Genomic DNA, 12,468 nt, shown 5'->3' on the forward strand with positions numbered 1-12,468 from the left:
GCCTGTCCGTCGGCAAGCGAGGTCGAACGGGTGCGCGAGGCTGCCGGCAAACCTGGGCAGCCAAAGCAACGTTTCCCGGTCACACGCGCACCCGACCCACGGCAGCACCTGCAACCGTCACGCCAACGATGCAGTCGTCCCTGCGCCGACTCTGACAAGGCGTGAGCGGGAAGGCCACGCTGCGTTACTGCGGCTCGACTCGGGTTCCGGGAAGCTCATTTCGCACGCCCCTCGGCAGGCGCACCGCGAATACCGTTTCCGTCTGATCTGACCGCGCGTCAATACGACCGCGATGTGCCTTGGCAATCTCGCTGGCGATGTACAAGCCGAGCCCCAATCCGGCTTTGTTGTCGGTTCTTTCGGATTGGCCGGCGCCACGCTGAAGCGGATCGAAGATGCGGTTGAGCGTGAGACGATCGATGGCGGGCCCGCTATTCCCCACCTCGATCCGCACCTCGGTGTCGTCCGACGTCGCCATCACCCGGACGGGCGCATCGGGCGCCCCATACGTGACGGCGTTGCTCACCAGATTGCTCAGGAGTTGCTGCAGCCGCTGATCATCCCATTCACCCTGCAGATCGCCGCTCACGTCGATGTCGATCTTGCGATTCGGATGGGCTGCCTGCACTTCGTCGATCACATTGGCGAGGACGTGCGCGAGATCCGTATTGCGAGGGACGACGTTGATCCCTAGCCCGAGCTGGGTTCGATTGAAGTCGCAGAGATCGTCGAGAAGACTTTGCATGCGGCCACCGCTTCTGATCAACCGGGCGGCGGCCTCCGAGATTGCCTCGCCCGCATTGAGCGCCGCAAGATAGGACGCGGTCATCTGAATGGTCTGCAGCGGCGTGCGCATGTCGTGGCCCAGCATGCCGAGCAACAGGTTGCGGGCCTGCTCGACCTGCTCGGTAAAAAAGGCAACCGATTCGGCGAGCGTCTGATCGATCGCCTCGTTGAAGCGAATCATGTCGTCCAGATCAGGTGCGCTCGGCTGGCACGCGTCGATCCACAAGCGCAGCACACTGGCACGCAGCGCCCGATACTCGGCCGCCAGCTGGTTGATGTTGAAGCCTCGCCGGGCGCGCAGGACGGCATGTGTCTGCGCGGCCGTTTCCTTGGCATCCAACGGTTCGGGAGCGCGTCCCAGCGATTTTTCGCGCTGCTCCTCCCTGGTTTGCGGGGTACCGATGTCTTTGGCCACGGCCTCCAGGATCTGACGCGCGTGGTCGCGCAGCCCGTGCGAGTCCATGGTCCTCGCGGCCGGCAGCAGCGTGGCGGCAAACGCTTCCCACTGCACCAGGATCGGTTCCATGTTCCGAACAATGAAATCGGATAGACGCATGTCGCCCCTCATACCGGAATGAACAGCGGATTCTTCTGCGGGTCCTCACAATATCATGCGAATACCGGCGGTCGAAGGCCGATTACATCGATAACCGCGCATGGTTTCGCCGTCGGATACGCACTACCGTATGACGATTTGAACGGTTGCCCAGAGCGGGAGGCGGCACCGTTCTACACATGGAACAGGAAGAAAACAATCGGGATACAAAAGAACGCCAGCCCCACGCCCCCTGGAGTCTGAATAGTCGAACCATTCTGGCGGACCCGATGTCCTCTGCCGACACGTTGAAAATAAACCTGAAATACCATCGCCAGGCCCTTGACCTGCAATAGAAGGTCAATAGCCGTTCGGGACGAAATGCGATGACTGCGGACATCGTGATGCCGCCTGCGATGCAGGCCCAGCCCAAAATCAGGCGGCAGATCGATTCATTCACGTCACGACCTCCGATCGGGCAAATGGACTGAACGTCCGACATTCGATCAACGAATCCGTACCGTCACGATCCAAATTGCCGACCACAACCCGCGTGTCGGGGTTGGCACTCCATTTCCGGTTGCACCCGGCCCGCCTGGCCCACGAGCCGGGATGGGCCCCTGAGCGCCGCCGATTCCCGGCGCCCGCACCTGGCCAAACGGCGAACTTCGCGCCCGCACATGACGCCGCTGGTAAACTCGGGCAACCCAAGCAATAAACTCACGCCTGACTTATGACCACGCTGTCGCCCGAAGCCTTCGCCGGCCACACGCCCATGATGCAGCAGTACCTGCGGCTTATCTGACAAGGCTCCGCGCACAAACCTACGCCAAGACCTACGCTCGCCCTTTTGAGGATCGTTCGCTAACGACCTGTTTCGGCCCCTTGCAATTCTCCCGAACGGTCATTCGCGGTTCATGAACGATTCCTATCTTGAGCCAACCCGAAGGCTATTCGAGCGCGGCAGGCCCGAACAGCAACGCGCGCCTACTCTGCCGTTGCGGCTGTTGCGGCGCTTCGTCGACCTGCTCAGTGCTCGGAACGGTTGAGATGTCGCTCACGGTGCGCGCCTTTGATATTCACGCGGGTTGAACGTCCGCAACTTTGGTTGCGCGGTTCGGCTCGAGCCATCCGTTTGTCTTTTGCAGGAACCAGTACATCAACGCGAAGGGCAGCGCGCCTTTAATCAGCGCGAAAATAATTATGTCCAGTATCAGTACTGCGTGACTCATGTAAAACGCATTCGGGAGATTCACATGCGGATGCGCGGGCACGAAAAACGTTGGTATCAGCACTGCAACGCACGTGTTTAGCATTGTGTGAGCACCGACAGCCAATTCCAGACGTTGATCGCGCAGGCTCAACACTGAAAAACCGATAGAATTAAAGAACATTACCGCCTTGATGGGCAAGTCGTATTGCGTGTGATAGATCGCAAACGAAACGGCCACGACTATCACGACAACAGTCGGAACGCGGATATATTGCCCAAGGGTCTGCGTCATCCATCCACGAAAAAACTGTTCCTCACCAAATGCGAGCACACCTATTGCGACAGGTCCGGCAAAGAGGCTAAAAATCGGACCGAACCCGAAAACGTGCGGGTTCAAATTAAATCCCCCAAGCGGCGGCTGCCACGTGCCATAACGCGCCCAGAAATAAACCGAACCCGCGACGACCGATACCGCGAACGCAGGCAGGAAAAGCGCCATGCCGAGCAGGAGACGTGGAATGTTGAATTTCAGCTGAGCAGAAACGATAGACACATACGGACGGTGTAGAATAAATCGACACGCAAACCAGAATCCAGCTATACCACCGATTCCAGCGGCACCAGTGAACGAAGATTCAAGCTCGTTGATGACGCTGAAATTTTTATAAAACGCTGAATGAACGTTCGCAGGCGAAAACGCCAGAATACCGAGCGTGCTAACGGTGTTGATAAAGACTATAAGCAACAGCGTCAACGCGATTGCCCAAAAACTGGTTCGTCCTAGCTTGGCTAGATCGATAAAAGCCCGTGCAGAATCATTGATCTTTTTCATACATAGCGCTCTTCGTAAACAGCAGTTTTCGTATTGGACAGGCGTTCGCCCTCACTCCGCAGTCAACTTTTTCGCTTCACTCAGTCGGCAATCCCAACTCGTGAAAAATCCGCTTCTCATTGGCGGGCCAGTCGCGTCCGGAATTTTCAATCGCGAGCTTGGCTAACGGTAGTTCCCGAAACAGGTCGTCGGTAAGGCTGCGATAATCCCGGTAAAGCTCAATCAGGCCCTCAACGGCACAGATACGCGGACCAATGGAGCGCCCAGAACCCTATGAGAACCGCACCGAGAAGTATCCATGCACGTCTGCGCGACATTCGCGGTTGAAGCGCGGTGCCTCGGTCGGCAAACAAGTAAAAGTATCGGAGCGTCGTGTCCACTAAGGCGAAAGCAAGCGCAATAGCGTATATGGCCAGCGCTAAGCCATAGCCCGAACCGAGTAGAATCCGAAAGTTGAAGGGCAATTTATCGCAAGTGATAAAAAACACCCCTCCGAGCAGGAGAACGGTGAACAGTGCGGAGGCAACAAAGGAGATCCGTTCTTTGACCATATAGTGACGCGCTCCAAGGACTGTCGTGCGCAAGATACTAGCTTCCTCTCGCTATCGCCGACAACTGGCCGGGATGGTGAACTTCGAGCGATCCCGCGCGGGCCACTGGTAAACTCGGGCAAAGCAACTTTTCCCGATCACATGAGCAAGCAACCTGCCGCAACACCTGCCCCCGTCACTCCAATGATGCAGCAGTACCTGCGCCTTATCTGACAAGGCTCAACACACAAAGCTACGCTAAGACCTACGCTCGAGCTTTTCCGGATCGGCTGTTGTCGACCAAAAGCAGCAGCTCCTGTATTTCGTGTAAATAGCGCTCCAGAGGATGCAACCGATGCCAAGAATGTTTGGGAGCAAGAAGCACGAGCAAAAGCCACGCTTGTTTCGGCTTACGCTGCACATCAGGCGAGGCATAAATCAAGAAATGCCAAGCAACATGGTCGGGGCGTATGTGCCGGTCTTTGTCGCGGGAGAAAATCCCGAAGCAGGTGCAAGGGGTGCCGTGTCGGAAATCTCACGGCGTGGTTTCGAGTTCGTGGGCATTCCAGACGGCAAGATTCACGAACTCGACCCAGACATGTGGGATGAGTTCGTTAACGAAGCGTGGCCGGAGTTCACTTCGTATTTTCCCAGTCAGAGCGAAGTCTGCGACGAACTCTCGAAAGGATTCATCTTTGTGGGTCCATTTGCAGGCTATGACGCCAGCGAGTCGCAATCAAGTAGCGACTGAACAGCCGTTTTCGCCGGTAGCTGTCATTCGCCATCGCCAAGAACTGGCCGGATGGCGAACTTCGACCGATCTCATGCAGGCCGCTGGTAAACTCGGGCAGCCAAAGCAACTTTTCCCGGTCACATGAGCATGCAACCCACCGCAGCACCTGCACCCGTCACTCCAATGATGTAGCAGTACCTGCGGCTTATCTGACAAGGGTCGGCGCACAAAGCTACGCCGACACCTACGCCTACCCTTTTGGAGGCGGGCCGTTACCGACCCCGACCGGCCATTGAAACCACTACGATTTGGATGGCCGCTCCCAAAGTGCGGCGGCCATTTGGAAGGGGGCGGAAAGGAGGTTGACGAGATCAGTTCGGCGTCTACAATCTTGCGTCCAAGGCTAAATATTCAATGGGCACCTCTTGTCGAATGTAGCCACCTTTGCCTTTTACCCGAAATCTGACTTCTACCGTGCCACGCTTTGGATGCGGTGGAAGCGTCTCGGCAGTGAAGGACTTGTCGACAAAGCGAATTTCGAGCGAAGGAGGAATTCGCATAGGTACTGCGCAAACTAGCCGATACTCGCCCTTCGCGTTGGGCGAGTACAAGATCAAACTCTGCGTTTGATTCACCTGTTGGTGGAAGCGCGCAAAAGCCGTCGGCTCGTCAAGTAACGGCACGGGAAATCCCTCTTTGATCGCGCAAGTAGTTACGTGCTGCGCTAGCTCTTTCGGCAACTCGATTACGGGTCCACCAATTTCGACGACAAGTGCAAATAAGTTGTGGAAACGAATCGCAGCGTGATTGCACGACGGCACGTGCTGCCACGGCGTCACGCAGAATGAAAACTGCATGCGGCTGTCCGTTTCAAGCTCGAAAACGAAATCGCTATCGCGGGTACCTTCTAATCTATCCAGTTTTTGCACAGAGGGGATAACGTAAGCGACAATCGAGTTGACGGTTGATACCGCGCACAACGGCTCACGGAACACTTTCTGGTGATCAGCGTTGTGGTACCTAATGAGGCCTGACGCGTGGTACGAGATTTTCTTCGTCTTTGGTCGCCGCCCTTCGAAGTCGACCTTGGTCAGTCCCTCTTGCCCAACCTCATGCAGTAACCTATGGTCGTTAGTGCCTTCTCGAACCAAAAAAAGGTATAACGACCCATCGTCTTCAAGCGCGTACGACGCAAGATGACGAAATTCATCGTCCAGTTTTAGTACTAGGCGCCCCTCGATCATCGCATTCACCGTTTGGTACCGGAACAGTCACGATTATGCCTTCGCGCGATGTTTTCGCGTTCAAGGTTGGCCGGCCGCACGACGAGCTCGGGAAACAACGGTCCGCTGCCGTAGGTAGAGCGGTCAGTGGATTGTCCTCCAAAGCATATGGACGAATGGCTGCAAGTGGCCGGCAGCCGCCGGTCGTGATCTCCAGCAACTGGCCGAACGGCGAACTTCGAGTGGTCCCGTGCGGCCCGCTGGTAAACTCGGACAGTCGAGCCCACCTCTGGCCGTGCGGCACTACCACCCAATAACGACTCATCATAAGTGGACGCACTTTAGGATCTCGGAAAATGACTGATAAATTCGACGGTTACACAGAAGCCCTCACCGCCTTAATTCGTGAAGCCATTCGCTGCTCACCTGAGTCTTGGGACAAGGGGCAACTGACGATTCAATGCGATGGTCACCGCATCGACTACAAGCTCAAAAATGCGGGTTCCGAGGATAAAGCAGTCATCTCAAAGGAGCTTGCCCAACTGTGTGAGGATTACTGGGGAGCTTTCATGAAAAATGGCGAGCCTTGGATCGAGTCGGAGGTCGAGTTCCTGCGGGTCGACGGTGAATGGACATTCAACGCCAACTACAAGTATCCGACGCAACCTGCCCCTGCCGTCCAGCCACGCAAGCCGTTCTGGAAATTCTGGCACTAGCAAGATAATCAGATCGGGACGTAGACGTCTTGGGGACGTCGCCCGGCAGGTTCCCACAACCACTCTTGGCCAGTAGCTGCCGCTTTCCATCGCCGACAACTAGCCGGATGGCGAACTTAGAGTGATCCCGCGCGAGCCACTGGTAAACTCGGGCAAAGCAACTTTTCCCGGTCACATGAGCATGCACCCCACCGCAGCACCTGCACCCGTCACTCCAATGATGCAGCAGTACCTGCGCATCAAGGCCGACCATCCCGACACACTCGTCTTCTACCGGATGGGCGACTTCTACGAGCTGTTCTTCGAAGATGCGGAGAAGGCCGCACGCCTGCTCGACCTCACCCTCACCCAACGCGGCGCCTCCGCCGGCACGCCGATCAAGATGGCCGGCGTGCCGCACCACGCGGTCGAGCAATATCTCGCCAAACTCGTGAAGATGGGCGAATCGGTCGCGATCTGCGAGCAGATCGGCGATCCGGCCACGTCGAAGGGCCCCGTCGAGCGCAAGGTCGTGCGCGTCGTCACGCCCGGCACGCTGACCGATGCCGCGCTGCTGTCCGACAAGAACGACGTCTACCTGCTCGCGATGTGCACGGGCCACAACAAGCGCGGCGTCGCGGTAAACGTCGGCCTGGCATGGCTGAACCTTGCGAGCGGCGCGCTACGCCTCGCCGAAATCGCCCCCGAGCAACTCCCTGCCGCGCTCGAGCGCATCCGGCCGGCCGAAATCCTGACACCGGACGGCGCAACCGATACCGTGCCCGCCGGCGCGGGCGCAAGCAAGCGCGTCCCGGCATGGCACTTCGACATCGCATCGGGCACGCAGCGCCTGTGCGACCAGCTCGACGTCGCGGGCCTCGACGGCTTCGGCGCGCATTCGCTGACGAGCGCGTGCGGCGCGGCCGGCGCGCTGCTGCTCTACGCGGCCGCCACGCAGGGCCAGCAACTGCGGCACGTGCGCAGCCTGAAGGTCGAGAACGAAACCGAGTACATCGGGCTCGATCCGGCCACGCGCCGCAATCTCGAACTGACGGAAACGTTGCGCGGCACCGAATCGCCGACCCTGTATTCGCTGCTCGACACCTGCTGCACGACGATGGGCAGCCGGCTGCTGCGTCACTGGCTGCATCATCCGCCGCGTGCGTCGGTGGCCGCACAGTCGCGTCAGCAGGCGATCGGCGCGCTGCTCGACGCACCGGGCAACGCCAGCCTCGATGCGCTGCGCAGCGCGCTGCGCCAGATCGCCGACGTCGAACGGATCACCGGGCGTCTCGCGCTGCTGTCCGCACGCCCGCGCGACCTGTCGAGCCTGCGCGACACGTTCGCCGCGCTGCCGGCGCTGCGCGAGCGCATCAGCGCGATCGTCGCGAACGCGGACGCGCTCGCCCGCGTCGACGCGGCACTCGCGCCGCCCGCCGAATGCCTCGACCTGCTCACCAGCGCGATTGCGCCCGAACCGGCCGCGATGGTGCGCGACGGCGGCGTGATCGCACGCGGCTACGATGCCGAGCTCGACGAGCTGCGCGACATCTCGGAGAACTGCGGACAGTTCCTGATCGATCTCGAAGCGCGCGAGCGCGCGCGCACCGGCATCGCGAACCTGCGCGTCGAATACAACAAGGTGCACGGCTTCTACATCGAGGTCACACGCGGCCAGACCGACAAGGTGCCCGACGATTACCGCCGGCGCCAGACACTGAAGAACGCCGAGCGCTACATCACGCCCGAACTGAAGACCTTCGAGGACAAGGCGCTGTCCGCGCAGGAACGCGCGCTGGCACGCGAGCGCGCGCTGTACGACGCGGTGCTGCAGGCGTTACTGCCGTTCATCCCCGAGTGCCAGCGCGTCGCCTCGGCGCTCGCCGAACTCGATCTGCTCGCCGCCTTCGCCGAACGCGCCCGCGCGCTCGACTGGGTCGCGCCGACCTTCACCGAGGAGATCGGAATCGAAATCGAACAGGGCCGCCACCCCGTCGTCGAAGCGCAGGTCGAACAGTTCATCGCGAACGACTGCCGCTTCGGCCCCGAGCGCAAGCTGCTGCTGATCACCGGCCCGAACATGGGCGGCAAGTCGACGTTCATGCGGCAGACCGCGTTGATCGCGCTGATGGCGTACGTGGGCAGCTACGTGCCGGCGAAGTCGGCGTGCTTCGGCCCGATCGACCGGATCTTCACGCGCATCGGCGCGGCGGACGATCTCGCGGGCGGCCGCTCGACGTTCATGGTCGAGATGACCGAAGCCGCGGCGATCCTCAACGACGCGACGCCGCAAAGCCTCGTGCTGATGGACGAGATCGGCCGCGGCACGTCGACGTTCGACGGCCTCGCGCTCGCGTGGGCCATCGCGCGCCACCTGCTGGCGCACAACGCGTGCTACACGCTGTTCGCGACGCACTACTTCGAGCTGACGCAACTGCCGGCCGAATTCCCGCAGGCGGCCAACGTCCACCTGTCGGCCGTCGAGCACGGCCACGGCATCGTGTTCCTGCATGCGGTCAACGAAGGTCCGGCCAACCAGAGCTACGGGCTGCAGGTCGCGCAACTCGCGGGCGTCCCGGCACCGGTGATCCGCGCCGCGCGCAAGCACCTCGCGTATCTCGAACAGCAGTCGGCGTCGCAGCACACGCCGCAACTCGACCTGTTCAGCGCGCCGCCGGTCACCGCCGACGATCTCGAATGCGCGCACGCGCCGGCGCTGCCCGACACACCGCATCCGGCGCTCGAAAAACTGCGCGACATCGATCCCGACGATCTCAAGCCGCGCGAGGCACTCGACCTGCTGTACGAGTTGCGCACGCTGGTCCGGTCGCACGATGCCGACGGGCACGCGTAAGCGCATCCTGCGCATCCCGCGCGGCCTGCCGGTGCGTACCGCGGCCGCGCTCGTCGCGGCCGTGCTTGCGTTCGCGCAAGCCGCCGCGGTGGCCGCGCCGCCGAAGCGCAACAGCGCGCCCTACTCGTTCGCGGTCGTGTCGGGTGTGATCAACGCCCCTGGCGACGAACCGGCCGCGCAGCGGCTGCTCGACGCGATCGCGCGCGAGCGCAACCTCGCGTTCGTCGTCTATGCGGGCGACCTGAAGGGGTCGAAGGAAGCCTGCCGCGATGCGCTGTATTCGCAGCGCGGCGCGATCCTGGATGCGACTCGCGTCCCGCTCGTATTCGTTCCCGGTCACGACGACTGGGTCACGTGCAACACGGCGGCGGGCGGCGGCTACGATCCGGTCGAGCGGCTCGACTTCCTGCGGCAGACGCTGCTCGCCGATGCGGCATCGCCCTCGCCCGGCGCACTGCAGATCACGCGGGAAAGCGAAGTCGCACGCTTTCGGCCATATCGGGAAAACGCCCGCTGGATGCGCGACGACATCGTCTTCGTCGCGCTCAACGCGCCCGCGCCGAACAACCATTACCTGACGGCCGGCGGCCGCAACGGCGAATTCGAGGACCGCATCATCGCGAACGGCTTCTGGATCGACCATGCGGCCGAATATGCGAAGCGGCGCGACGCACGCGCGATGGTGGTGGTGTTCGAAGGCGATCCGCAGTTCGAACGCTATGAGCGCGCGGAGCGCTTCGCATGGCTGCGTTTCAACCGGCCGCGCGTGCGCGACGGCTTTCGTGAGTTGAAACGAACGCTGGTGAAGGCGGCGGCGACGTTCCGCGGCCCGATCCTGGTGATGCACGCGAGCGGCGAACCGCTGGCGAGCGGTTTTCTGATCGACCGCCCGCTGCGGACAGACGACGGTGAACTGGTCGGTAACGTGACGCGCGTCGCGATCGGACCGCGCCATCCGACGAATCAGTGGGTCAAGGTGAGTGTGTCGCCGGCACGGCAGACGATCTTCAACGTGAGCCTGCAGGACGTACCGAAGAACCTGCCCGTGCCGCCCGCACTGCCGCTCGTGCCGCGCGACGACGTGCCGCTGCCGCAGATGCCGGAAATCCCCGCGTTGCCGGCGCTGCCCGACTCGTCGTCGGTCGCGCCGCCATTGCAGGGCGACGGCGCCGCCCCAGGCGGCGCGTCATGGCCTGCGCCGGCCCCTGCGTCGGGGCCGACACCCGGCCTGCCTGCGAGCTCAGTGCAGGGTGCGCCGTGACGGCGCGTCGCCGTTTTCGTCCTCGTCCTCGTCTTCGTCGACGATTTCGAGCCCTTCCGCGCCATGCGCGTGCTCATGCTCGATTTCGTCTTCGGTCGCTTCGCGAACGTCCTTCACGGTGAGCGCGAAACGCAGCGCCATGCCTGCCAGCGGGTGGTTGCCGTCGAGCACGACCTTGTCTTCCGCGACGTCGGTGACCGTGTAGATCAGCGAGTCGACTTCCTCGTCGCCGTCTTCCGGCGTGCCTTCGAACTGCATGCCCACTTCGAGCGGCTCGGGAAAACGATCGCGCGGCTCGATCTTCACGAGTTCGGGGTCGTAGTCGCCGAACGCGTCCTGCGGCTCGAGCTGGACCTGCGCCTCGTAGCCCGGCTCATGGCCGTCGAGCTGTTCCTCGATCTTGGGGAACGTGCCATCATAGCCGCCGTGCAGATAGACCATCGGCTCGTCGCTTTCCTCGATCAGGTTGCCCTGTGCATCCGACAGCTTGTAAGTGACGGACACGACGGTGTTTTTTGCGATTTTCATCCAATTCTCCCAAATACAAATCTCATTATACGATGCGCAACCGGTCTCAAGCCGAACCGCGGGACGTCGCTGCCGCCCCGCTCGGCGCGCCGCCTTCCGATCTTCCCACACCGCTGCTCGGCGGTCTTACACCGGCGCAATTCATGCGCGGCTACTGGCAGAAGAAGCCGTTGCTGATCCGCCAGGCCATTCCCGGCATCGCGTCGCCGGTCTCGCGCGACGCACTGTTCGAGCTCGCGGCGGACTATGACGCCGAATCGCGACTCATCACCCATTTTCGTAACAAGTGGCAACTGGCCCACGGCCCGTTCGAACCCGGCTCGCTGCCGGCCGTCACGCGCAAGTCCTGGACCCTGCTCGTGCAGGGCCTCGACCTGCACGTCGACGCGGCGCGCGCGCTGCTCGACCGCTTCCGCTTCATCCCGGACGCGCGCCTGGACGACCTGATGATCTCGTATGCGACGGACGGCGGCGGCGTCGGCCCGCATTTCGATTCGTATGACGTATTCCTGCTGCAGGTCGAAGGCCGGCGCCGCTGGCGCATCGGCGCGCAGAAGGATCTGTCGCTTCAGCCGGACGTGCCGCTGAAGATCCTCGAGCACTTCGAGCCGAGCGAAGAATGGGTGCTGGAGCCCGGCGACATGCTGTACCTGCCGCCGCACATTGCGCACGACGGCGTTGCCGAAGGCGAATGCATGACCTGCTCGATCGGCTTCCGGGCCCCGTCCGCCGGCGAGCTGGGCGCCCAGTTCCTGTACTATCTCGCGGAGCGCGGCGGCCTGCGCGACGGGGGCGGCGACGACCTCTACCGCGACCCGAAGCAGCCGGCCGTCGATACCCCCGCGCAACTGCCTCCGGCGATGGTCGAGCGCGTTGCCGAGATCGTCGACGCGATCCGCTGGCGCAAGCGGGACGTCGCCGAGTTCCTCGGCTGCTACCTGAGCGAGCCGAAGTCGAACGTCGTTTTCGACCCGCCGGCGCGCCCGCTGTCCGAGGCCGCGTTCGTCACGCAAGCGTCGCGCCGTGGCGTGTGTCTCGACAGAAGGGCCGCATTGATGTATAACGCGCGATCGTACTTCATTAATGGCGAAGAAGGACCGCTCGAGCAGGCCGGCGAATGGCTGCCCGAACTGGCCAATCAACGCCAGATGGAGGCGAAACGGTTTGTAACACTATCCCGGGTTCCCTCGATGACAGCCTTGTTGCACGAGTGGTATTGTGCGGGCTGGATACGGGTCGGAAACCGGAATTAGTGTGAGTCGCCCCGTATGCCCGTAC

9 protein-coding genes are annotated in these 12,468 nt (G+C 61.7%); 5 read left to right on the forward strand and 4 right to left on the reverse strand.

Features of this window, described 5'->3' with window-relative positions; genetic code table 11:
* Positions 1-184: 184 nt before the first annotated feature.
* Both WJ16_RS10770 and WJ16_RS10775 read right to left on the reverse strand, forming a co-directional pair.
* Positions 185-1,342: a sensor histidine kinase gene (locus tag WJ16_RS10770; RefSeq protein ID WP_069258032.1), complete on the reverse strand. Its 1,158-nt coding sequence runs from the start codon at positions 1,340-1,342 to the stop codon at positions 185-187.
* A gap of 1,058 nt (positions 1,343-2,400) precedes the next feature.
* Entirely contained in the window at positions 2,401-3,366 is a 966-nt protein-coding gene (locus WJ16_RS10775) for a CPBP family glutamic-type intramembrane protease (protein ID WP_084636024.1), read from the reverse strand.
* Positions 3,367-4,251: 885 nt separating this feature from the next.
* Between WJ16_RS10775 and WJ16_RS34775 the strand changes: the two genes are divergently transcribed.
* Complete coding sequence (locus tag WJ16_RS34775) at positions 4,252-4,647, forward strand: hypothetical protein (RefSeq protein ID WP_157126751.1); 396 nt, start codon at positions 4,252-4,254, stop codon at positions 4,645-4,647.
* Between the two features lie 365 nt (positions 4,648-5,012).
* Here WJ16_RS34775 and WJ16_RS34780 read toward each other — a convergent pair whose 3' ends face one another.
* Positions 5,013-5,882 (reverse strand): hypothetical protein, encoded by an 870-nt coding sequence (locus tag WJ16_RS34780; RefSeq protein WP_157126752.1) that lies wholly within the window; start codon positions 5,880-5,882, stop codon positions 5,013-5,015.
* 326 nt (positions 5,883-6,208) lie between these two features.
* Between WJ16_RS34780 and WJ16_RS10785 the strand changes: the two genes are divergently transcribed.
* The 3 genes from WJ16_RS10785 to WJ16_RS10795 all read left to right on the forward strand — a co-directional run bounded on the left by WJ16_RS10785 (position 6,209) and on the right by WJ16_RS10795 (position 10,662).
* The gene (locus WJ16_RS10785; RefSeq protein WP_047852812.1) at positions 6,209-6,568 is read left to right on the forward strand and encodes a hypothetical protein; all 360 of its coding nucleotides are present in this window, start codon (positions 6,209-6,211) and stop codon (positions 6,566-6,568) included.
* 175 nt (positions 6,569-6,743) lie between these two features.
* A complete protein-coding gene (gene mutS / locus WJ16_RS10790; RefSeq protein ID WP_069257046.1) occupies positions 6,744-9,401 on the forward strand; it encodes a DNA mismatch repair protein MutS in 2,658 nt (885 codons plus the stop codon).
* Positions 9,382-10,662, forward strand: a complete 1,281-nt coding sequence (locus tag WJ16_RS10795; protein ID WP_174921669.1) for a hypothetical protein — start codon at positions 9,382-9,384, stop codon at positions 10,660-10,662. Before mutS ends, WJ16_RS10795 begins: the two co-directional genes overlap by 20 nt.
* Here the strand turns inward: WJ16_RS10795 and WJ16_RS10800 are convergent.
* Positions 10,642-11,190 carry an FKBP-type peptidyl-prolyl cis-trans isomerase gene (locus WJ16_RS10800; RefSeq protein ID WP_069257047.1) on the reverse strand — a complete coding sequence of 183 codons (549 nt, stop codon included), beginning with the start codon at positions 11,188-11,190 and terminating at the stop codon, positions 10,642-10,644. The two genes, WJ16_RS10795 and WJ16_RS10800, sit on opposite strands and share 21 nt — an antisense overlap.
* 32 nt (positions 11,191-11,222) lie before the next feature.
* Between WJ16_RS10800 and WJ16_RS10805 the strand changes: the two genes are divergently transcribed.
* On the forward strand, positions 11,223-12,443 hold the full coding sequence (locus WJ16_RS10805) for a cupin domain-containing protein (protein ID WP_069257048.1): 1,221 nt from the start codon (positions 11,223-11,225) through the stop codon (positions 12,441-12,443).
* Positions 12,444-12,468: the final 25 nt, after the last annotated feature.

This window comes from Burkholderia metallica (assembly GCF_001718555.1).
GTDB lineage: Bacteria > Pseudomonadota > Gammaproteobacteria > Burkholderiales > Burkholderiaceae > Burkholderia > Burkholderia metallica.